27 protein-coding genes and 1 riboswitch are annotated in these 22,905 nt (G+C 27.5%); of the genes, 6 read left to right on the top strand and 21 right to left on the bottom strand.

What is annotated here, in order from left to right:
• Nucleotides 1-8 precede the first annotated feature (8 nt).
• Nucleotides 9-1,016, bottom strand: a complete 1,008-nt coding sequence (locus ACN6I1_RS06935) for a sensor histidine kinase (RefSeq protein ID WP_419743241.1) — start codon at nucleotides 1,014-1,016, stop codon at nucleotides 9-11.
• Nucleotides 1,013-1,681, bottom strand: coding sequence for a response regulator transcription factor (locus tag ACN6I1_RS06940; protein ID WP_021431271.1), 669 nt, complete (start codon nucleotides 1,679-1,681; stop codon nucleotides 1,013-1,015). The genes ACN6I1_RS06935 and ACN6I1_RS06940 overlap by 4 nt, the downstream gene beginning before the upstream one ends.
• A 343-nt stretch (nucleotides 1,682-2,024) precedes the next feature.
• On the opposite strand from ACN6I1_RS06940, the gene ACN6I1_RS06945 reads away from it, so the two are divergent.
• The 3 genes from ACN6I1_RS06945 (at nucleotide 2,025) to ACN6I1_RS06955 (ending at nucleotide 5,079) form a co-directional block, all read left to right on the top strand.
• A complete protein-coding gene (locus ACN6I1_RS06945; RefSeq protein ID WP_419743242.1) occupies nucleotides 2,025-3,515 on the top strand; it encodes a PTS transporter subunit EIIC in 1,491 nt (496 codons plus the stop codon).
• A 19-nt stretch (nucleotides 3,516-3,534) separates the two neighbouring features.
• Nucleotides 3,535-4,179, top strand: coding sequence for an N-acetylmannosamine-6-phosphate 2-epimerase (locus ACN6I1_RS06950; RefSeq protein WP_419743243.1), 645 nt, complete (start codon nucleotides 3,535-3,537; stop codon nucleotides 4,177-4,179).
• A 99-nt stretch (nucleotides 4,180-4,278) separates the two neighbouring features.
• Nucleotides 4,279-5,079: a MurR/RpiR family transcriptional regulator gene (locus ACN6I1_RS06955; protein ID WP_419743244.1), complete on the top strand. Its 801-nt coding sequence runs from the start codon at nucleotides 4,279-4,281 to the stop codon at nucleotides 5,077-5,079.
• 69 nt (nucleotides 5,080-5,148) lie between these two features.
• On the opposite strand, the gene ACN6I1_RS06960 is transcribed toward ACN6I1_RS06955, so the two are convergent.
• The 3 genes from ACN6I1_RS06960 to ACN6I1_RS06970 all read right to left on the bottom strand — a co-directional run bounded on the left by ACN6I1_RS06960 (nucleotide 5,149) and on the right by ACN6I1_RS06970 (nucleotide 6,518).
• Complete coding sequence (locus ACN6I1_RS06960; protein WP_419743245.1) at nucleotides 5,149-5,310, bottom strand: hypothetical protein; 162 nt, start codon at nucleotides 5,308-5,310, stop codon at nucleotides 5,149-5,151.
• 93 nt (nucleotides 5,311-5,403) lie between these two features.
• On the bottom strand, nucleotides 5,404-5,949 hold the full coding sequence (locus ACN6I1_RS06965; RefSeq protein WP_419743246.1) for a GNAT family N-acetyltransferase: 546 nt from the start codon (nucleotides 5,947-5,949) through the stop codon (nucleotides 5,404-5,406).
• Between the two features lie 62 nt (nucleotides 5,950-6,011).
• Nucleotides 6,012-6,518: a hypothetical protein gene (locus ACN6I1_RS06970; RefSeq protein WP_419743247.1), complete on the bottom strand. Its 507-nt coding sequence runs from the start codon at nucleotides 6,516-6,518 to the stop codon at nucleotides 6,012-6,014.
• A 333-nt stretch (nucleotides 6,519-6,851) separates the two neighbouring features.
• On the opposite strand from ACN6I1_RS06970, the gene ACN6I1_RS06975 reads away from it, so the two are divergent.
• On the top strand, nucleotides 6,852-7,334 hold the full coding sequence (locus tag ACN6I1_RS06975) for a DUF2975 domain-containing protein (RefSeq protein ID WP_419743248.1): 483 nt from the start codon (nucleotides 6,852-6,854) through the stop codon (nucleotides 7,332-7,334).
• Between the two features lie 10 nt (nucleotides 7,335-7,344).
• Entirely contained in the window at nucleotides 7,345-7,557 is a 213-nt protein-coding gene (locus ACN6I1_RS06980; protein WP_419743249.1) for a helix-turn-helix domain-containing protein, read from the top strand.
• Nucleotides 7,558-7,684: 127 nt separating this feature from the next.
• On the opposite strand, the gene ACN6I1_RS06985 is transcribed toward ACN6I1_RS06980, so the two are convergent.
• The 14 genes from ACN6I1_RS06985 to ACN6I1_RS07050 form a co-directional block, all read right to left on the bottom strand.
• Complete coding sequence (locus ACN6I1_RS06985; protein ID WP_419743250.1) at nucleotides 7,685-8,158, bottom strand: ASCH domain-containing protein; 474 nt, start codon at nucleotides 8,156-8,158, stop codon at nucleotides 7,685-7,687.
• Between the two features lie 295 nt (nucleotides 8,159-8,453).
• Entirely contained in the window at nucleotides 8,454-8,930 is a 477-nt protein-coding gene (locus ACN6I1_RS06990) for a GNAT family N-acetyltransferase (RefSeq protein ID WP_419743251.1), read from the bottom strand.
• Nucleotides 8,931-8,966: 36 nt separating this feature from the next.
• Nucleotides 8,967-9,737: a class I SAM-dependent methyltransferase gene (locus tag ACN6I1_RS06995; protein ID WP_419743252.1), complete on the bottom strand. Its 771-nt coding sequence runs from the start codon at nucleotides 9,735-9,737 to the stop codon at nucleotides 8,967-8,969.
• A gap of 37 nt (nucleotides 9,738-9,774) precedes the next feature.
• Entirely contained in the window at nucleotides 9,775-10,002 is a 228-nt protein-coding gene (locus tag ACN6I1_RS07000; RefSeq protein WP_419743253.1) for a hypothetical protein, read from the bottom strand.
• A gap of 26 nt (nucleotides 10,003-10,028) precedes the next feature.
• Nucleotides 10,029-10,871 carry a class I SAM-dependent methyltransferase gene (locus ACN6I1_RS07005; protein WP_419743254.1) on the bottom strand — a complete coding sequence of 281 codons (843 nt, stop codon included), beginning with the start codon at nucleotides 10,869-10,871 and terminating at the stop codon, nucleotides 10,029-10,031.
• Nucleotides 10,864-11,670 (bottom strand): nucleoside phosphorylase, encoded by an 807-nt coding sequence (locus ACN6I1_RS07010; protein WP_419743255.1) that lies wholly within the window; start codon nucleotides 11,668-11,670, stop codon nucleotides 10,864-10,866. Before ACN6I1_RS07010 ends, ACN6I1_RS07005 begins: the two co-directional genes overlap by 8 nt.
• A gap of 54 nt (nucleotides 11,671-11,724) precedes the next feature.
• Nucleotides 11,725-12,372, bottom strand: a complete 648-nt coding sequence (locus tag ACN6I1_RS07015; RefSeq protein ID WP_419743256.1) for a class I SAM-dependent methyltransferase — start codon at nucleotides 12,370-12,372, stop codon at nucleotides 11,725-11,727.
• 27 nt (nucleotides 12,373-12,399) lie between these two features.
• Nucleotides 12,400-12,969, bottom strand: coding sequence for a GNAT family N-acetyltransferase (locus ACN6I1_RS07020; RefSeq protein ID WP_025163062.1), 570 nt, complete (start codon nucleotides 12,967-12,969; stop codon nucleotides 12,400-12,402).
• A 152-nt stretch (nucleotides 12,970-13,121) separates the two neighbouring features.
• Nucleotides 13,122-13,583, bottom strand: a complete 462-nt coding sequence (gene ribE, locus ACN6I1_RS07025) for a 6,7-dimethyl-8-ribityllumazine synthase (protein WP_021429252.1) — start codon at nucleotides 13,581-13,583, stop codon at nucleotides 13,122-13,124.
• A gap of 38 nt (nucleotides 13,584-13,621) precedes the next feature.
• Entirely contained in the window at nucleotides 13,622-14,818 is a 1,197-nt protein-coding gene (locus ACN6I1_RS07030) for a bifunctional 3,4-dihydroxy-2-butanone-4-phosphate synthase/GTP cyclohydrolase II (protein WP_419743257.1), read from the bottom strand.
• Between the two features lie 21 nt (nucleotides 14,819-14,839).
• Nucleotides 14,840-15,493 carry a riboflavin synthase gene (gene ribE / locus ACN6I1_RS07035; protein WP_419743258.1) on the bottom strand — a complete coding sequence of 218 codons (654 nt, stop codon included), beginning with the start codon at nucleotides 15,491-15,493 and terminating at the stop codon, nucleotides 14,840-14,842.
• The gene (ribD, locus tag ACN6I1_RS07040) at nucleotides 15,494-16,591 is read right to left on the bottom strand and encodes a bifunctional diaminohydroxyphosphoribosylaminopyrimidine deaminase/5-amino-6-(5-phosphoribosylamino)uracil reductase RibD (protein WP_419743259.1); all 1,098 of its coding nucleotides are present in this window, start codon (nucleotides 16,589-16,591) and stop codon (nucleotides 15,494-15,496) included.
• A 181-nt stretch (nucleotides 16,592-16,772) separates the two neighbouring features.
• A riboswitch (FMN riboswitch) is annotated at nucleotides 16,773-16,889 on the bottom strand.
• A 59-nt stretch (nucleotides 16,890-16,948) separates the two neighbouring features.
• Entirely contained in the window at nucleotides 16,949-18,415 is a 1,467-nt protein-coding gene (locus ACN6I1_RS07045; RefSeq protein WP_419743260.1) for a glycosyltransferase, read from the bottom strand.
• Between the two features lie 115 nt (nucleotides 18,416-18,530).
• Complete coding sequence (locus ACN6I1_RS07050) at nucleotides 18,531-18,956, bottom strand: hypothetical protein (protein WP_025163057.1); 426 nt, start codon at nucleotides 18,954-18,956, stop codon at nucleotides 18,531-18,533.
• Between the two features lie 163 nt (nucleotides 18,957-19,119).
• Here ACN6I1_RS07050 and glsA point away from each other — a divergent pair, with 163 nt between their 5' ends.
• The gene (gene glsA, locus ACN6I1_RS07055; RefSeq protein WP_419743261.1) at nucleotides 19,120-20,049 is read left to right on the top strand and encodes a glutaminase A; all 930 of its coding nucleotides are present in this window, start codon (nucleotides 19,120-19,122) and stop codon (nucleotides 20,047-20,049) included.
• Nucleotides 20,050-20,097: 48 nt separating this feature from the next.
• Here glsA and ACN6I1_RS07060 read toward each other — a convergent pair whose 3' ends face one another.
• Both ACN6I1_RS07060 and ACN6I1_RS07065 read right to left on the bottom strand, forming a co-directional pair.
• Nucleotides 20,098-21,621, bottom strand: a complete 1,524-nt coding sequence (locus ACN6I1_RS07060) for a YfcC family protein (protein ID WP_021433044.1) — start codon at nucleotides 21,619-21,621, stop codon at nucleotides 20,098-20,100.
• A 148-nt stretch (nucleotides 21,622-21,769) separates the two neighbouring features.
• Complete coding sequence (locus tag ACN6I1_RS07065) at nucleotides 21,770-22,885, bottom strand: hypothetical protein (protein ID WP_419743262.1); 1,116 nt, start codon at nucleotides 22,883-22,885, stop codon at nucleotides 21,770-21,772.
• Between the last annotated feature and the right edge of the window lie 20 nt (nucleotides 22,886-22,905).

Consider the following 22,905-nt stretch of genomic DNA (forward strand, 5'->3'; position numbering starts at 1 on the left):
TTCATTTTCTAAAGATATCTTTCACCTAGAGGGAATACTAATCTTACAGTCGTTCCTTCATCTATTTTTGAATCTAATTCAATATTAAGTCCTAATTTATTACATAATTTTTTGCATACATAAAGTCCAATCCCTGTTGATTTAGAATATGTACGTCCATTTTCTCCTGTAAATCCTTTTTCAAAAACTCTGCAAATATCTCGTTCACAAATTCCTACACCATTATCAACTATATTTAGCACAATATTATTCTTATTCACTACACAGTCTAAATTTATACTAGGATTTTCATTCTTTGAATATTTTATAGAGTTAACCATAATTTGATTTATTATAAACTCAACCCATTTAGGGTCACTATAAACTGTATGATCTATATTTCCTATATTTATAGCAATTTTTTTATTAATACAAGATCTAGCATTTTTTCTTATTACTTTTCTAATAGAGTTTTCTAGGCTAAAAGATTTAACAATATAATCTTTATTTACATTATTACTTCTAGAATAATATAAAACTTGCTCAACATAATCTTCTATTTTTTGAAGCTCTTCTTTTATATATCCAGGAATAGTGTCTGAGTTATTTTCTATAAATAGCATAGTAGAAGCTATAGGTGTTTTTATTTCATGCACCCAGGTTTCAATATACTCTTTATAATCGTTTTGCATATTTTTATAATAATTAACATTATCTCTCATTGATTTATTAGTTTCTTTTAATATATCATAAATTAAATATTCATTTAGATTTTTTGGTTTTTCTATAACTTCTGATAGTAAAAACTTTTTATCTAAATTTTCACATATACTAATTACATTATCAAAATATTTTTTCTTTCTTCTAAAGTCAATAATCATGTATGATAAAAATGGACCTACCCATATAACAATTAATAAGAAGATAAGTTGGTAACTAACATTTGATGCTAATAACCCTATAGATAATATAAATATTATCATAAAGTTTATTATTAAAAAAATTAAATTATCTTTTATATAATCAACTAGTTTCATCTTAATATATATCCTAATCCTCTTCTAGTTTCTATATAGTCTTTTAAATCTAATTCTTCTAGTTTTTTTCTTATTCTTGTCATATTTACAGATAGAGTATTATCATCTATATAAACATCTGAATTCCACATATAATTCATTAAATCGTCCCTTGATACTATTTTTTCTTTATTTTTCATAAGGTGAGCTAAGATTTTTATTTCATTTTTGCTTAACTCAACACTTTGTCCAAAAGCAGTTATTGTCCCTTTAGATAAATCCAAGCTTAAATCTTTATAAACCAGTACATCTGAACTAACATCTGTGTAAGTTCTTTTAAGAACGGCACTTATTCTAGCTAGAAGTATTTGGGTATTGTATGGTTTAGTTATAAAATCATCTGCACCTAAGTTCATACTCATAAGCTCATCTATTTCACTATCCCTACTAGTTACTATTATTATAGGTATATTTAGTGTCTTTCTTACCTCTCTACATATATGGAATCCATCATATACAGGAAGGTTTATATCTAGTAATATAAGTTCTGGTCTTTCTTTTTCTATATCTTCTAATATATTTTCGAAATTTTCACAAGCAATTACATTATATCCATATCTTGTAAGTAATGATTTTAATTCTTCTCTTATAATTTGAGAGTCTTCTATTATCATTAGTTTATTCATTTATAGCCTCCTTAAAACTGTTCTTTCTTAATAGTTTATCATTTATAGAATTATTATTAAAGTATTACATTTTTTTATGTACATTACAAATAATTTAATTTTCTGAATATTCTTTTGCTTTTTATCATAATTATAAATATCTCAATTAAAAACTTTACTTCATTTTAACTTTATAAAGGCAAGAATATACACAGTGCAAAACTATGTATTCTTGCCTTATTTTTTATTTTTCAAATTCACTATTGTTATGAAAACCTTTTTATAATATAATGTAATCATAAATATGAAAATATTTTTCATTAATTAATAATTTTTAAAAATAATTTCTAACAAGGAGGATATTATGTTCAAACAGCTTCAAAAAATCGGAAAATCATTTATGCTTCCAATCGCAATATTGCCTGCAGCCGGCTTATTGTTAGGAATCGGAGGTGCTCTATCTAATCCTAACACTGTACAAGCATATCCATTTTTAGATATCGCTTGGTTACAAGGTGTATTTAAAATAATGTCATCTGCTGGAGATGTTATATTCAGCAATTTAGCTCTTATAATGTGTATAGGTCTTTCAGTTGGACTTGCAAAAAAAGATAAAGGGACTGCTGCATTAGCAGGTGCGGTTGCTTTTCTTGTAATGAACGCTTCTATTAAAGGAATGATTGGAGCATTTAATCCATCGGTAGAATCTATCGACACAGGAGTAGTTGGTTCTATAGTAATAGGTTCATTAGTTGCATATTTACACAATAGATACCACAATATCCAGCTTCCAGCAGTTTTAGGTTTCTTTGGAGGATCAAGATTCGTACCTATAATTTCTTCATTTGCTGCTATTGGAGTAGGTGCATTATTCTTTTTAATTTGGCCTACTTTCCAAGGTTGGTTAGTTAATATTGGAAATGGGATAGCTACATTAGGCCCAATAGGAACATTCCTTTATGGATTCTTATTAAGATTGACTGGTGCAGTTGGATTGCATCATATGATTTACCCATTATTCTGGTATACAGAATTAGGTGGAGTTGCTCAAGTTGCAGGAAAAACTGTAACTGGTGCTCAAAATATCTTCTTTGCACAATTAGCTGATCCAAATCATGTGGGATTATTCACAGAAGGTACAAGATTTTTTGCTGGACGTTTTGCAACAATGATGTTTGGTTTACCTGCTGCATGTTTAGCTATGTATCATTGTGTTCCTAAAGACAAAAGAAAAACAGTTGCTGGATTATTTTTAGGTGCAGCGATTACATCGTTTATAACTGGTATAACAGAACCAATTGAGTTTATGTTCCTATTTGTAGCACCTTGGCTATATGTAGTACATGCAATTTTTGATGGGTTATCATTTTTCTTAGCAGATATACTAAATATATCTATAGGTAATACATTCTCTGGAGGTTTAATAGATTTCTCTCTATTTGGAGTATTACAAGGAAATGAAAAAACTAATTGGATTTATGTAATATTTATAGGTATTTTATGGGCTATTTTATATTATGTAACGTTCAGATTTTTAATCACTAAATTCAATGTTCCTACTCCTGGTAGAGAGCCTGATAGCGAAGAAGTTAAAGTTATCACTAAAGATTCTATGAACGAACTGGCTACTGAAATACTAGCCGCATTAGGTGGTAAAGAAAATTTAGATGATGTCGATGCATGCATAACTAGATTGAGGGTTGCAGTAAAAGATGTAAGCAAAGTAGATAAAAACAAGATCAAATCCTTAGGAGCTACTGCTGTTCTTGAAGTTAAAGGTGGCGTACAAGCTATCTTTGGCGCAAAGGCAGATCCTCTAAAACAAAAAATTAATGAAATTATAGATAAAGAATAATATTTAAGGAGATAACAAAATGAATAAAGGATTAATAGTATCATGTCAAGCATTACCAGATGAACCACTATATAGCTCATTCATAATGGGTAAAATGGCTTTAGCTGCAAAAGAAGGTGGTGCTGTAGGAATACGAGCTAATACCGTGGCTGATATTAAAGCAATAAAAGCCGAAGTTGATTTACCTATAATAGGAATTATAAAACAAGATTATGATAATATGATTCCATATATTACGCCTACTATGAAAGAAATTGATGCTTTGGTTGAAGAAAATATACATGTAATAGCATTAGATGCTACAATAAACCAAAGTGAAAATTTTCTTAAGGAAGTTTTGAATAAATACCCTAATCAAAAATTCATGGCTGATATATCAACTATAGAAGAAGGGTTGAGAGCTGAAAGTTTAGGATTTCAATTTGTAGGAACTACATTAGTTGGATATACAGAACAATCTAAAAATATGAATAATTTTGAAGTACTATCTACATTAATTGAGAAATGTAAAATTCCAGTTATAGCAGAAGGTAACTTTGATACTCCTGAAAAAGCTAGAAAAGCGTTAGAAATGGGAGCTTATTCTGTAGTAGTTGGAAGTGCTATCACAAGACCTCAACTTATAACTAAGAGATTTGCTGAAGAAGTTAATAAAGCATTATAAAAATACTTATATAAAGAGATAGAAATCTATTAGATTTCTATCTCTTTTTTAAAAATAATGATATTATATATGTATATTACTGTTTTTGGAGGGTTTTAATTGAATATTATATGCGAGATACAACAAAAGTATAATAACTTTTCTGATAAGGAAAAAGATATTGCTGACTATATTTTGAATCAGTCTGATATGATAAAAAATATAAATATTACTGAATTGGCAAAACTAATAGGTACTTCGGGATCTACGATTACTAGATTTTCTAAAAAAATTGGTTGCGATAGCTTTGTTGATATGAAAATGAAGATTAATTCAAGCACTTCTGATAATGAAGCTGCAAATAGTGATAATATATTTTCGAATGTATATATACACTATAATGAAGTAATAGAAAGAACAAATTCACTTATAGATAAGTCTGCTATATTCAATATAGTTGAAGAAATCAAAAATGCTAATAAAATATATCTGTACGGAGTTGGTAGCTCTGGTTTAACTGCCACTGAGATGATGCAACGATTAATTAGGATGGGTTTTAACATACACTGTATATCTGACTCTCATATGATGATTATCAACAGTTCAATAGCATGTCCTGGGGACCTTGTTTTAGGTCTATCTATATCAGGAGAAACAAAAGAAGTTGTAAATGCTTTAAAGGTCTCAAAAAAAAATGGAGCAAAAACAGCTTGTATTACTAGCTTTGATAAAAGCTCTATAACTGAGTTTTCTGATATAATTTTAAAAGTATATAACACACGTTTTACAGGTATGCATAAATTTATTAATTCTCAGTTTTCTACAATGTATCTTCTAGACTTAATTTCTACAGTATTGCTAGAAGATCAAAAACTAGAAGAAAAAATGCAAATAACAATTGATGCAATAATAAATTCATAAGAATTATATATTTGTATAATAAAAAGGTGTAGTCTTTATTTTAAACTACACCTTTTTATTATATTTTTCCTATTTAAGATTATCTATTTTTTCTTCTATTGATGTAAGTCTTTCATTTACTAGTCTTCTATCAGATATAACCTTTTTTATTAATTTATAAATTACTATAGGAATTGCTATAATTAAAATTGTATTAAATATTTGAAAAAATAATTCATATGTAAAACCCATAATATATTGCTCCTTTTTTATTTTAAATAAACCCCATTATTGGAATAATTCCCCTATGAATTATATCATATTATAAATTCATTTAAAAACTGATTATTTTCTTAAAATAGCAAATATATTTAAATCTTGTTGCTTATCTCTAAAATTAGCATATTTCTTTAATAATCCTTCACGCTCAAACCCTAAGTTTAATAATAACTTTTCAGAATGCTTATTTTCAGGGTAAACAATAGCTTCTATTCTTTCCAATTCCATGAATTCAAATCCGTATTTCAAAATAGCACAAATCGCTTCAGTTGCATAACCTTTATTCCAAAATGCTTCACCAAGTTCATACCCTACTTCTGCTCTAAAATGATTTTTATTCCAACAATGAAAACCGCATGTTCCAATAATTCTATTTGTTTCTTTAAGTTCTATTCCCCATCTGATAGACTTTTGATCCTCAAATGCTTTATGAAATTTCAAAATAAGATCTTCTGCTTCAGATAAATTCTCCATTGGGTATTTTCCGTAATATTTAGTAACTATTTCTGAAGATAGTATTTCAAATAAATCATTAATATCTTTAGTTTCTAACTTTCTAAGTATAAGTCTTTCAGTTTCTATTATTGGAAATTTGCAACTAATTTCATTCACCTATATTCCCCCTCTAAGTATTTATTGTTTAACTAAATAGCTCTATCTATAATTTAACCACTTTATATATTAGTATTTTCTTTCTTCAACTGTTGTAATATTTTATAACCATCACTTGTATGGCCTACATAAGGATTATAGAAATACTTTATTGGCAAAATAGTTAATAAAAATTGAAATGCACTGAATATAAATAATGCATTAAATACTAGCATTAGAATAAATGGTAAGCTTACATTTACTAGACAAGTGTATAGCAAAATTGAAACTATTAATGTTGTCAGAGGACCTCCTAAAATCATGCAAATTACCTTAATTTTGCTGTTTACTTTAGTCCAATTAACATAGCCATATGACACATCTACTATAGACTTGTATCCATTTAGATTTATTACTAATCTATTTACTTTTATTTGCTTATTTAAATTAGAGTTTCCTATATTAACAGTTACATTTTCATTTGAAAAAATCAAAGCTGGGATTACATGCCCTAACTCATGAATTAAAGTTAATATGGGCATAAATATAATATAAACTAATGGATATACTATAAAATCTATAAATTCCATAACATCCCCCTTCCTTAATATTCCATGACTTCACCATAAATTAATTATAATTATTGTTTTCAATTGATTTAATTAGTGTATCAATATCATTAGTATATGAACTCTATCCAACATTATTATATAAATTTACCAAATCATTTTTATTAAATTTAATATCATCTTTTAATATTACGTTATTCATAATCTCCTCCTAATCCTCATTTTTTAATTTTAAAATATAAGAATATTTATCTTATTACGAAACTTTGCTCCAACTTTTTATTGACAAACAATAATATATTATTGTTAAGGAATAATAGTAGTGTTATAATAAAATAAAAGGGGGCATTTTTCATGTTAAATAATTCAAGAAAAACAAAGAATACGCTATATTATGCATTAACAGTATCAATTTTTATGTGGGGGATAATACTTATACTTAGTCTATTTGGGGGAATTCCATATATTTTAGAAAGCTTAGGAAATGCAAATAAGTTAGTATCTGCAATAAGTATATTTTTAGTAGGAGTATCTTATTTTATTATGTTTATTATATTATTAAAAATAGTAGATAGCTCTGGAGTAAACATTTTTATAGCAGAAAATACAAAAAGATTTAGAAAATTAGGATATTTACTATTTCTAAACTTAGCACTAAATTATATCTGTATGTTATGTAATGGTGTAACAGGAATGAGGATAATAGATTTATTCCCAGGAATTTTTATTACACCACAAATGGCTATATATTTTATATTATCTCTTTTATGCTTTGTTATTGGAGATACTATTAATGAAGCAACAACAATAAAAAATGAAAATGATTTAACTGTATAAGAGAAATACAATGGCTATAATAATTAACTTAGATATAATAATGGCTAAAAGAAAAATTGCACTTAAAGATTTAGCAAAAAAAATTGATATTACAAATGCAAACTTATCTATATTAAAAAATAACAAAGCCAAAGCAATTAGATTTTCAACTTTAAATGAACTTTGTAAAGTACTCGAATGTCAGCCTGGTGATATTATAGAATATATCGATGACGATATGTAAGCTTTTATTTTTTTGTATATTATGATTTTAATATATTTCGTACTAAAAAGCATTCTTAAAGAGGTATATTATTAGCCCTCTTTAAGAATGCTTTATTTTTTCATCACACTTTTTGACATGCCGGGTTTTATTTATATACTACTTCAAATTCCTCAAATACAACTAACATATCCTCTGTAAACTCCACATTTAATGCTTCTAGTTCTCTTTTAAAGAAATTTATGTGTACTTCTCTCCAGTATCTTAAAGATTTGTCTCCCTCTCCTTCTATATTTGCAAGTCTTTCATCTATATCTTTAAATGGTAATATAAAAACCTCTTTTATTCTTATAACACATTTTGAAGTACCATTCCAATCTGTAACAACGCTATATTCATCTTTTTTGGGTATTGGTTCATTATCTACCTTATATAAATTATAAAGTGATGTAGTCCCTTTTTTTACTCCATCTAATACTAAATCTGCTAGCTTATTAGCACTTTTTTCATTATCACAAAAATGCCATGAATCATAAACTTTATTACTAATCTTACTACACTCCCCTATGGAGTTTAGATAGTTTTCCCACATATCTTTTACTGATTTATCTTCATTCTTCATATTTTAACCTCTTATTATTTTTTATTTTTATATTTGTACATATTTCCTATCCATCTAATCCCTAATAAATGTAATTTACTGAATTTTCCTCCATAGTTATAAGATTTATCCAATGTTGTGTAGCTATTCCATATGTTATTGCAGCTATTGCATATATTGCTTTAATACTGTTTTATAGACCAAAATGCATATTACTGCGTAAACATAATCTTGAATGTATAAAGTAATTTATGACCTTAAAATCTAAAAATGAATTCTAAGGTCATTTTTTACTGGTAATATTCAAATAACTTATTTAGACTTTTACATATAAAAAGCTTTTAAGCTTTTCAATATATTCCTCTCTTGCAAACTCTAACTTTTCTAATAATTTTATACTAGGTTCATTGAGTGGATCAACTAGTGCTACAGTTTCATAATCTTGAAAGCTTTTATCAATATATAATAATACTTCTGACAGTATTTCAAATGCATATCCTTTTCTTTGATGTTTAGGCGCTATTGTATAACCTAGAGTTATTGTTTTATCCTTAATGCTAAAAAATATATCCCCAACAATTACATTAGAAGTTTTATTAACTATGGCAAAGTTACCAGTGTCTACTCCAAATACCTTGTACTTTTCCTTATTTATTAAATATTCTATGTAGAGCTTTGAAGTGTCATCCCAACGTTGATACTTACTGCATTCTTTATTATTTCTATACTCATATAAAATATCTAAGTCATCAGTAGTTAAATTTCTAATAGCTAATCTATCACTAGTTAACAAATGCTTTCCTCCTAAAAATAAAAACGATGTGATTAATTATAATTTTATTGCTTTAGTTGCAATAAATGTATCAATATGATTATCTAATAATCCATCTCCTAATTTATCTTCATAAAAACCACTAATTACAAAGCCAACATCTATTTGACCACCTATTTGACTTTGTAAAGAATGCCCAAATTCTAATGTATCTTTTGTTTCTATTCTTTCTTCTAACTGGTCCTTTGGAAGCTGTTCTATATCAGAATATGGTATGCTGTTTCTTACAATAAGTTTATTATTTTTTTCCCATTCGTATAAATCAAATATATATGAAATAGGATTTGCAAATCCTGATATTAATACTCCCCCTGGCTTTAAAACTCTATAACACTCAGCCCATACCTTTTCCACATTGTCAACAAAACAGTTGGAAACTGCATGGAATATAAAGTCAAAAGTTTCATTATCAAATCTTGATAAATCCCTCATATCCCCTTGTTCAAGGTTTATATTTAAATCATCTCTATTAGCTACCATTTTATCTTTTGATAATTGTTCTTTGCTGTTATCTAAAACAGTTACATTAGCTCCAAGCGCTGAAAATATAGGTCCTTGCTGCCCTCCTCCAGATGCCAGGCATAATAGATTTTTTCCTGATACATCTCCAATCCAATTTTTAGGAACAGCTTTTGTTGGTGTTAATAATATTGTGTACTCTCCTTTTTTAGCCCTTTCAATATCGCTGGAACTTACGGGTATTGTCCATTTGTTTCCTATTTTAACTTCATTATCCCAAGCAAGTTCATTGTGTTTTCTTATATCCATATGTACCCCCTACTATTTGTTAATACAATTATATTCTCTAAATCATTAAATATATAAAAATAATTAGAATCAAAATTCCTATAAACATTTGAAGCTTCTTATTGTTCTTATAATTCATCAATGTCATAATACTTAACAACGTTATAAATAATAAGGCTATGAGCATTATAGGTATTTCCATCAGCCCAAATAATTTTAAAATTACTAATAACATTGAAACTAATGAAATTATTGATGCTAAGTTAGATAAAAATTCTTTTTTCATATGAATACCCCTTTAATATAATTGACTTAAACGCTTTTTCTACCTATATATAAACAATGTTTACTATATCCTATTAAGTTGGTATTCTCACAAGTATCTAAGTGATAGTTCATCCATAAATCAAACTCTTCACGTGAAAGACTATTTATACTCAGCCTAAGCATATCTGCTATTCCATCAGTAGCTAGATGCTTAATTTTTTGAATTGAATTATTCGCCATTAAATTTTCAATATCATCATATGTAGAAAAGTAAAAGCAAGCATCAGGGTCATTATATTCCACACCTGTATTAACTATATTTTGAAGTCCTATGTCATTTATATCTTCTTTATCTCTTTTTACCATATCTACAAAGTGTGCAAATTTACTTATATATGAAACAGCTATAAAACCTCCTGGTTTTAAAACTCTTAAACATTCTTTTATACATTTCACTCTATCTTCTTTCTTTGTAAGATGATAGATGGGTCCTAAACATAAAATAGAATTATAAGTTGAATCTTCAAACCTACTTAAATCTAAAGCATTGCCTTGGATAGCTTCCATTTTCAAATGTACATCTAGAAGCTTATTTTTCATAATTTCTACGTGCTTTTCTGATAATTCTAATGCAGTTACATCACATCCATTTTCAGCAAAATAAAATGAATATCTACCAGTTGCTGCTCCTACTTCCAAAACCTTTTCTCCTTTAGAGATAAATTTATCTAAATAAGTAGTTGTTGTTATAAACTCTATACTATGAGAGTTATCCTTAATTAATCGACTATCTTCATCGTAATCATCATAATAATCTTTGATTTTTGCTTCTAAGCTATTCATACTAATAACATCATCCTCTTTTAAAAGTATATTAATTTTATTCATTTAAATTAACACTTAAACTTGAAAGTTGTCTATTGTAGCCAATGCACCATGCTAACTCCATAGCAAGTGTAGCAATTCTATCCTTTTGTAACGGATTGGCCTCATTTGATAGACTTCTTGCATCCCATTCTTCACAATCTAAATTATCTGCTGCGTAGAAAAAATGAAATATATCTTTTTCTCTAAATTGAGCAAGAGCTGCAAGTGCTGAACATTCCATATCTACACAAATACATCCTTGTGATTTTCTCAATTTAACCTTATCATGTGTCTCTCTATATATGCCATCTGTTGTCCACACTTTTCCTATATGGTATTTTAAATTATAATGATCTAGTATATTTTCAAATACATCTACATATTTTGGATTTACATCTATTTCATTTGAATGTGGTGCATAATGAAAACTAGTACCCTCATCTCTCATAGCTTTATTAGGTATGATTATGGAACAGTCATCTATAGATGAATCCAGTACACCGCAAGTACCAAAAACAATTAATTTTTCAGCACCCATTGCAAAAATATCTTCTATTACTGCAACACAGCCTGGAGCACCAACATAAGATGTAAATAAAGCAACTTCAAGACCCTTGTAATTTACTTTGTAAATAGGAATTTCCATATTTGCTATATAAGTTGAAGTAATTTTAACAGCATTGAGTTCATTTACCAATCTATCAAATGTAAATTTTGAAAAACATGATACTGCAATTTTAGGAAATCCATCAATTGGTTTAATAATATCAAAAGCATTAATTATAGCAGATTTATTTTTATCGAACTCTTTAAGTATCATATATTCCTCCTGAATTCTTATTTGTATAATATCAAACTTTTAAGTAATACTAATCTATTCTATCTTTTTACCTATATACTCTATTGTATGATGATAATGATTGCCTATTTCTTCATCTATATCTAGTTCCATACCTGAACTTACAGATAATGCCTCTAACCCTTTAAAAAGTTCTAAAACTTCATCTGAATTATCATAATAATATCTATAGCAATCATAGTCATCAAAGTATAAAGTATTTTTCTCTCCACAAGATTTATCTAAGTTTTTAATATAATAATCATCTAATGTTGAAAATGCAGTAAAATATACAATTCCATTAGGTTTTAATCCTTTTTTTATATTATTAATAATTAAATCAATCTCACTTTTTTTAAAGAAATTTAGTACCCATGAAACTATTATTAGAGAATATGAACCTTCACTTATATCAAAATTTCTAATATCCATTACCTTTGCTTTTGTATTTAAGTTTAATTGACTAGACTTTTGTATATACTTATTTATATTTTGATGAGAAATATCAATTGCTTCAACATCAAAACCTATCTCTGAAAAAAAGAGTGAATTTCTGCCGCACCCTGTTCCTAAGTCTAAAACCTTGCCTTTCTCAATTAATCCTAAATATTCTATAAGTTTATGTTCAGGCTCATCTCCATATAATTCTTTTATTGATTTATACAGCTCTATCCAATTCACCATAAAATCCTCCTAGTTTTAAAATATAATTTAATTAAGTTTATTTTCTAAAATCGATATTATATATGGTGATTTGAATTCATTAGCTAATATGTCCATGTATACTTCATCATACTTGTTGCAACCAATAATCTTAGCTTCTCTTAATCTTCCCGCTTCTTTAAAGCCAATTTTACTATAACATTTTATTGCTTGCTTATTAAATGAGTATACTTTAAGAAATATATTATTCAAATTTAGCAAATTAAATCCGAAATCTAATAATAAACTTAATGCTTCTTTTCCATATCCATTTCCCCAATTATCCTTATCTCCTATAAATATACCGACCTCACCAATTCTATTTATATAATCTAAACTTGGGAACCCCACATTTCCAATAACTTCATTTGTTTCTTTAAGTATAATAGCAAAATTAAACTGTGATTTTGACAATCTCTCTAATGCATTCTTTTCAGATTCTTCATCAATTAACATACTTGCAAATGTCATACCTATAGCAACATCCATATCATTTACCCATTCTGCATATTTAACATAATCTTCTTTATCAATTGGAGATAAATATATCTTTTTACCGATTAGCTTTTTTAAATACATACGCATTCCCTCTTTTCAATTTGTGTTACTATAAAATATTAAACTAAATAAATATATATCCTTTCAAGTATATAATTTATATATAAAAATTATTTGTTAACGTAACAAAATAGCTAAACCGTAAATAATGGTTTAGCTATTTTTATATTTTATTAAATTAATTTTAGTAAATTAGCCATCTCAATAGCTGTAACTGCTGCATCATATCCCTTGTTTCCAGCTTTAGTCCCAGCTCTTTCTATAGCTTGTTCTATTGTATCAGTGGTTAAAACTCCAAATATTACAGGTAACTCCTCACTCAGTGATACAGATGAAATTCCCTTAGAAGCTTCTGCACATACATAATCAAAATGAGGTGTTGATCCTTTTATAACAGCTCCCAAGCATATAATAGCATCATACTTTTTAGACTGTGCCATTTTTTTAGCAACTAATGGAATTTCAAAAGCCCCAGGAACCCAAGAAACTTCAATATTATCTTCGTCTACTCCATGTCTTTTTAATCCATCTAACGCCCCACCTAATAATTTAGATACTATAAACTCATTAAATCTACCAACAACTATCCCTATTTTAATATCTTTAGCTACTAAGTTACCTTCTATTATTCTCATATACATATCTCCTTTAGTTTAATTTATGTAATTTGAAATTATGCTAATAAATGCCCTAGCTTTTCTTTCTTTGTTTTTAAATAAAATTCATTAACATCATTATGATTCATTTGTATAGGTACTCTTTCTACTATATCTATCCCATGTTCACTTAAATCATTTATTTTTCTTGGATTATTTGTCATTAACCTAAGTTTTCTAGCTCCTAAATCTTTAAGTATTTGAGCACCTATAAAATACTCCCTCATATCTGCTTTGAATCCTAGTTTTAAATTTGCATCTACTGTGTCAAACCCCTCATCTTGTAAGGCATATACTCTTAGTTTATTTATTAGACCTATCCCTCTACCTTCTTGTCTTAAATATAATAATATCCCTTTACCTTCTTTTGCTATTGCTTTCATAGCTGCATCATATTGTTCTCCACAATCACAACGTTTAGAGCCTAATACATCTCCTGTTAAACATTCAGAGTGAACTCTTGTCAATACTTCATCACCTGGTAAAATATCTCCCATTACTAAAGCTACATGATGCTCTCCATTTAACTTATTTATAAATCCATACATTTTGAAATCTCCATATTTTGTTGGCATATTTGTTTCAACAACTCTTTCTATATGGCATTCATTACTTTTTCTATATTCAACTAAGTCTTTTATAGTTATAATTTTAAGATTATGTATTTTACAAAATTCTATTAACTCATCAGTTCTAGCCATAGTTCCATCCTTACTCATAATTTCACATATTACTCCTCCTGGTTTTAACCCAGCTAACCTAGCTAAATCAACAGCTGCTTCTGTATGTCCATTTCTTACTAAAACTCCACCTTTTCTAGCTTTTAGCGGAAATATATGTCCTGGTCTTCTAAAGTCATTTGGAGTAGCTTCTTTTTCTAATACCTTTTGTATAGTTAAAGCTCTTTCATATGCTGATATACCAGTTGTTGTGTCTATATGATCTATACTTACAGTAAAAGCAGTTTCATGATTATCAGTGTTGTCTTTTACCATTTGAGGTATATTTAGTCTTTTTAAATATTCCTCAGTAAGTGGCATACAGATAAGCCCCTTACCATAAGTTGCCATGAAGTTTATAGCTTCAGGAGTTACCTTTTCTGCGGCCATTAACAAATCTCCCTCATTTTCTCTATCTTCATCATCTATAACTACAACTATCTTACCATCCTTTATATCTTCTATTGCCTCTTCAATGTGATTAAATTTATACATTTTTTATACCTCCAATTTATTTTAAATAAATCCATTTTCTTTAAGAAAAATTTCATTTATATTGTTAACTTGTTGTTTGTTAGGCTTATTAATTCCTAATAGTTTTTCAACATATTTGCCTATAATGTCACATTCTAGATTTACGCTATCTCCAATATTTTTGCTTGATAATATAGTTTGATGTAGTGTATGTGGTATTATAGAAACCTTAAATACATCATCATCTACATATGCTATTGTTAGGCTTATTCCATCAATAGTTATAGACCCTTTATATACAATGTATCTAAGTATATCTACTGAAGTTTTTATGGTTATCCAAATTGCACTATCTTCCCTTTTTAAATCTTTTATATATCCTATCCCATCTATATGTCCACTAACTAAATGACCTCCTAGTCTAGTGCTTAAACTCAATGCCCTTTCTAAATTTACCTTACTTCCTATTTTTAAAGTATTTAAATTACTTTTTCTAATAGTTTCTGCCATTACATCGGCTTCAAATGTTCCTTTGTTTATATTTGTTACAGTTAGACAAACGCCATTTGTACAAATGCTATCTCCTATTTCAGTTGTCTCTAAAACTTTATTACAATTAATAATAAGCTTAGATGACTTAACTCCATTTTTTATGTGCGTTATAGTACCGATTTCCTCAACTATTCCCGTAAACAATTAATCGTCACTTCCTTTCAAATATCCCTCTATTAAAATATCTGAACCTACTTGTTTATACTCTAATTTATGAAGTTTAAATGCTTCTTTTATATCATCTACTCCTTGTCCTCCAATAGGAGTTTTAGATCTTTCTCCTCCTAGGATAATAGGGGCTACATATACTTGAATTTTATCAACTATATTTTCATTCACTGCTGAAAAATTTAAGCTTGATCCTCCTTCAATTAAAATGCTATCTATATTTAATTCTCCTAATTTATTTATCATTTCTTTTAAATCAACTAAGTTATTTTTTAAATTAATAGTTAATATTTCAACACCTTTATCCTCTAGTAATTTCATTACATTTCTATTTGCATGTTTTGTAGTTACTACAATAGTTCTAATTAATTTTGAACTAGATACAATTTTTGAATCTATAGGTATTTTAAGTGTTGTGTCTACTATAATCCTTATTGGATTTTTACCGTTTTCTAACCTACAATCTAACATTGGATTATCTTTTATAACAGTATTTATTCCAACTAATATACTCATTACTTCACTTCTTAACTTATGTACGTATCTTCTTGACTCATCACAGCTTATCCATTTTGATTGACCTGTAGTTGTTGATATTTTTCCATCTAAACTCATGGCAACTTTCATAACTACAAATGGTTTTTTATTTTTTATATATTTTAAAAAAACTTCATTTAATTTTTTATTTTCTTCATCTAAAACTCCAACTTTAACTTCAATACCTGCATCTCTAAGTTTTTTAACTCCATTGCCTTGCACTAACGGATTTGGATCTACAGATGCTATAACAACTTTATTTATTTTGCTTTCTATAATTTTATCTACACAAGGAGGCGTTTTACCAAAATGAGAACAAGGTTCTAAATTTACATACATCGTTGATCCATTTAAGCTCTCTCTTGAATTTTCAATTGCATTTATCTCTGCGTGTTTTCCTCCATACTTTTCATGATAACCTGTACCTACAATTTTGTTATCTTTAACTATAACTGCTCCAACCATAGGATTAGGATTTACTTTTCCTATTCCTTTTCTTGCAAGGTTAATAGCTAAACCCATATAATATTCATCCATTATATTCTCCTTTCACATCTTGTGATTTATAAAAGAAAATAATAAAAGCCCTGAGTTTAAAACTCAGGGCTTTTGTATCATAAAAATACACATATTAAATTAATTAAAAAAGCTCTGAAATATAAAATATTTCAGAGCTTACAAATCAAAATAATAGTATATGCTTATATACATTACAATACATTATCTTCTTTCATCCAGACTTTACTGTCGGCTTCGGAGTTTCACCGAATCATGCCATTTACGGCTCGCGGGCTTTACCGCCGGTAGGGAATTTCACCCTGCCCTGAAGATTATTCAATTCTAATTAGATAATAATTCTTATATGTTAAATTGTCAACCTATAAAATTAATTTTTTAATTAAAGGACTTATGAATATATATATTGCTATCTACTATATTGTTATTTTTTATTAATGCATATTTATAATCATTTATAAAGTTTGAGTTCTCATTTTTTATAATTCTTACTTCTTTACAATTAGTGTTATTTGCTATGTTTACAATGTTTACAGTAAAAAATTTTTCATTCGTATTTGATAGCAATTCTATTATTTTTTTCTGGCTTAATGTTGAACAAATTTCACCTATATCAACCATAATAATATATTTACTTTTACATTTTTCTATTAATAAATTTAAGTCTTTATCATCGGAATAGATTATTTGGGCACCTATATTTTTTAATTCAGTTATTTCTAAACACTTGTTGCTAGTTATTATAGTAAAATTAGATACTATTTCATTGAAACTTTTTATTGTATTAATAATGCTAGTTTCATACTTATCTATTATCATTAAGGCACTTAATAAGTTATTATTAGGAGTACTTGCTTGTTCTAGATTTTTTTTCATTTCCTTTATGTCATATATTTTTTCGAAATTGTTATGTGGATATTCGTAAGTATTTCCTACTGGGCAATTTATATACTCATTTAAACACTCTATTGCTTTGCTTATTTTACCACATTCAATATATGCTAAGCACTCCATAAAATATAAATCTTTAAAATTTGGAATTGACAATCTAATTTTTTCTATAAATTTTATAGACTCATAAAATTGTTTTTCATTTGAATATGCCTTTACTATATTCAGAATTAAATATGGGTAAAACACATAATTATATTTCAACTCCATAAGGTCTAAAGATTTTTCATAAGACTCTATCGCACTTTTAAAGTCTGTAATTCTTGCGTATTCATTCCCTAAAACATAAAAATAATAGGCATCTTTTTCTTCTTCTGTGTATGTATTTAAAATCCCCATGTTTCTTTTATATTTAGACTCTATATTAACCTTATTTGGGTCATATCCATAATGATAAATTTTAATATCTATATTTTCAATACACTTATCTTTATTATGTTTTTGAATACAATTAGCTATTTGTTCATGTACCTTCCCTCTAAATCTATACTTTCTTTTATTTTTAAAAAATCTAAAAACTACATATTCTCCTACTTCAGTTCCGTTGATTATATTTGTTAGTCTAAAAAAATATCCCTCTGCTAATTTTTTGCTACTTAATAATGCTTTCAATTTTCCCAAATCTTCTTTTGAGATTTCTTCATCGGCATCTAAAAATAATATATAATCTTTGGTAGCATACTCTAAAGATACATTTCTAGCTTCACTAAAATCATTGTTCCATTTATGGTTTATTACCTTTACATTGTAGTTACTACATATATTTAAAGTTTCATCACTTGATCCTGTATCCACAATTATAATTTCATCTGCTATTGACTCTATACTATCTAAACATCTCTTTATGTTTTTTTCCTCATTTTTGACTATCATACAAACACTCAAACTCTTCAATCTATCCACTCCCAATTATAAATTTAATAAAAAGTTACTTTTATAAAGATACAATTTACTTTATTGATTTTAAAAAAAGAGGCTTACCATAATTAATATGATAAACCTCTGAAATTTATAAATCTTTCCCAGTAAAGTCCTTACTTGCACTTGTTAAAAAACCTATAGATGAAAATAATAAATTTTTAATTAATATTAGAGATGGATTATTTACATTAATATCTAATACATAAGCACATATGGTAACAATCATCGCCATTACAGCAAAAGTTCCTACCACTAAAACTTTAGTCTTTAATAACTTAGGACTAGAAGTGCATGTTTTGGTTGATCGCTCTAGTATATATCCTGCAATAGAAGAAAATGCTGTTCGTATAGTAACTAAGTTTCCAGTAGCGTCTAGTTCAGTATCGAAAATTGATATACACACAACTACAAATGAAATTAATCCTAGAATTATTAAATATTTACATGCTATTCCTAGTTCATTAAAAAATTCTTTTATTTCCTCTAAAATAATTTTTATTACTCTTTTTATCATATTAATCACCATCATAACTATTTAAATATAGTTACTTATTATAATATGTCTTTAAAATAAGCATTGTTACTTAATTGGAATCAATATCCATTTTAGTTTTATTTTAATTTTTTTGGGTAATTAAATATTAGTTATAAATTTCATAAAAAAGGAAGCGATTTTAATGTTTGGTTTACTAGAAGGCCTAGTTGAGAAAAATAAGGAGTATATAAAAGATGGTGATGTTGCTAATTACATACCTGCCCTTTCTAAGGTAGATAAAAATCAACTAGGAATAGCTATTATAGATTTGACAAAAGATGGCTATAAAGATTATTTTGCTGGAGATTATACTACTAACTTTGCAATTGAAAGTACATCTAAAGTTATTACACTTATAATGGCTATGATGGATCATTCTCCTGAATATGTTTTTCAAAAAATTGGTACGGAGCCCAGTGGTTTTCCATTTAATTCAATACTTAATATGAATATAAATAATAAAGATGTTCCGTCTAACCCTTTTATAAATGCTGGTGCAATAGTAGTTAATTCTTTAATTAAAGGGAAAGATAGTGAAGAAAAAACTGATAGAATTTTAAGTTTTACTAGAAAATTAGCTAATAATGATTTTATAGATATAAATGAAGAAGTTTACTTATCTGAAAAAAGAACAGGTGATATAAACAGATCTTTAGGTTATTATCTTAAAGGTAAAAATGTAATTGCAGGAGATGTTGATGATATTTTGGACTCATACTTTAAACAATGTTCTATGTCTGTTTGTGCCCTAGATTTAGCTAAAATAGGATCTGTTCTAGCTAATAAAGGTGTTTGCCCTTGGAATAACAAAAGATTAATACCTGAAGATATCTGTACAATCGTTAAATCAATAATGGTTACATGTGGTTTATACGATGAATCAGGTTCATTTGCCGTTCACATAGGTGTCCCTGCTAAGTCTGGTGTTGGAGGAGGTATTTTAGCAACAGTTCCTAATAGAATGGGTATTGGTATATTTGGCCCATCTCTTGATTCAAAAGGAAATAGTATCGCTGGAATTAAGTTACTACAAGAACTATCTAAAACTTTAGATTTAGATATATTTGAATAAATAAAAAAGCAACCTAATATCTATTAGGTTGCTTTTTTATTTTTTATTCTATATAAATGATCCTATACAAAGCAATGCTATTGATAGTACCATTATTATTCCAACAAGCGGCATAACAAACTTCAACCATTTGTCATAAGTTACATTTACCATAGCAAGTGATGCTAATATTAAACCAGTTGGTGTTATTATACCAATTAAACCTTGACCAAACATATAAGCTGTTACTATTATATCTCTGTTAACACCTACTACATCTGCTAAAGGTGCCATTATAGGCATTGATAAAACCGCAAGTCCTGAAGATGAATTTATAAAGAATCCTAATACTATATAAACTAAATACATTACTCCAGAGAATGCTATTCCACCCATACTTGATACGACAGTACTTAATGAGTATAATATAGTATCACTTATAAGTCCTCCGTCCATTATAATTGTAACTCCTCTAGCAAGTGCTACAATAAGTGCTACTCCTAATAAATCAGCTGCTCCTTGTACGAAGTTTGATACAAATTCACTTTCTTTTTGTTTTGATAATGGAACCATTATAAATGTTACTGCAAAGAATAGTGCTGTCATTTCCATGAACCACCATCCTAATTCTTTAACTCCATAAATCATTACTATGAAAGATAAACCAAATATTAATAACATTAATTTTTTTCTAAATGTAAATTCTACTTCAACGTCTCCACTTTCACTAGCTAAAAACCTTTTCTCTATTTCTTCTTTTTGAGCGTAGATTAAAGATTTTGTAGGATCTTTTTTTACCTTTTCTCCATATTTGATTATGTATATTAAAGTAACTACAAGAGCTATAACTAATGCTAAAATTCTAAGAGGCATACCTTGTGTAAAACTTACGCCTGCTATATTAGAAGCTATTATAGTTGAGAATGGATTTACTGTAGCTGCCATTGTACCTATACATGACCCTAAGAAAATTGTAGCGATGGCAACTATAGCATCATATCCAGCAGCTATGAATATAGGTACTACTATAGGATAAAAGGCTATTGTTTCTTCTGCTAATCCAAATGTAGTCCCTCCTAGAGCAACAAGAGATGCTATAATTACAATCATCCATTTTTCTTTTCCTTTTAATGCTTTAGATAGTGCATTTATCCCTGCTGTAAATGCTCCTGTACTATTTATAACTCCAACTAATCCCCCTATAACTAATACGAAAGCTATTATATCAATAGAATCATATAATCCTTGTATCGGAGCTTTTAAAAATGTTGTTATAGCCCCAAATATTGTTGTTTTTTCTTTAGCTAATTTTTCATATGTATTTGGTATTGCAACTGGCTTTGAAATAGCCCCACTAGTAAACTGTTTTAAGTTTACATTTACTCCTAATTTATTTAGTGTTTCCTGAGTTCCAGCATATTGATTAGATTCTCCATTTGGAAGCTCCACAATAAATTTTGAGCTATTAGTGTCATAGCTAAGTTTTGCATATTTTCCTGATGGTATTATGTAAGTTAACCCCATAACTACAAGCATTACAATTAGAATTACAGTATACGCTGTAGGAAATGAAAACTTTTTCTTGTTCTTCATAAAATTACCTCCTTTTTTTCTTGTTAATAAGATAATATCACTACTTTGATAATTTTTAAATAACCTAATTTTATTTCTGAATTTTTTAAATATTTTCCTAGTAATTGGAAATATAAAAATAGCCACTTTATAGTGAAAGTGGCTATTTTTATATTTCCAATTTTTCAGTAAGTCTGTAATTGTTATTATTTAATGATCTTTCTAAGCTTCCTGAATATTCAAAAACAGTTTCGAAATTTGAATTTTTATCTAAATATTTAGTTCTTATGTCATTTGATTTTATAACAGCTTCTATTTTTCCATAATTTATATCTGAATTTGTCGTTGAGTTTATAATCCTTATAGCTCCAACCAAAAAATCTTTACTTAATTGTAAGCTTTTAGGATCTCCATTATTGCTAGGAACTTTAAACTCATACATATTAGTAATTGTTTTCGAATTTAAACTAGATATATCTGTAGTCAACGTTATAGATTGAGCTAAGTTATTATCATTTTTTATTCCAAAACTATTTATATTATTTTTTTCTGAAGTTTTTTCACTTATCATTGTCTTTAAATTATTAGCTTTTGCAAAATCTTCAGTGTATTTTTTAAGACTTTCCTTTAAAGTTGTTCTTTCCTTTTTGTAATCTTCATATGTTATTTTTCTATTTTTTGAAACTGATTCTATTCTTTTATACACTTTTTCAAGTTTAAAGTGTATTTCTTTTTTTGTAAAATCAAAGTCTACATTATCAAATGATTTAAGTGTTTTATTTAGATTTTCATTATTTATTTCACTATTATTTAACACATCCATACACTTTGATAAACTTATATTATTTATGTTTTTTGTAGCTGTTAATAAATCATATAGTGCCTGTACTGATGCATCATTTTTAGCTACATTTCCATCTTCATCCTTAAATATATTTCCTTCAATTTGAATTGTATAATTTTTTTTATCAGCTACAGTGTTTATCATTATATACTCTTGTTCTATTTTGTCTGATACTTCTCGTGTTGCTAAATTTAAAATTATAGTTTGATTGTCTGGAGTTAACTGAGGTTTAAATTCTGACAACTCTGAGTTTATTTTTTTCATTAAATCTTGAGCTTGTTCATACGTTAAGCCCTTAATTTCTTCATTGTTTATTTTATTTAACTGAGAACTAGCACCATCTATACTCTTTTTAAGATTTTCGTTTTTTGTTGCAGAACAACCAACTACTGCCATTGACAGTAGTGCTGTTAAACCTAAAATAATTATTTTTCTTTTCAACTTTTTATCCAACCTCCAAA

Source organism: Paraclostridium dentum (assembly GCF_048568265.1).
Taxonomy (GTDB): Bacteria; Bacillota; Clostridia; order Peptostreptococcales; family Peptostreptococcaceae; genus Paraclostridium; species Paraclostridium dentum.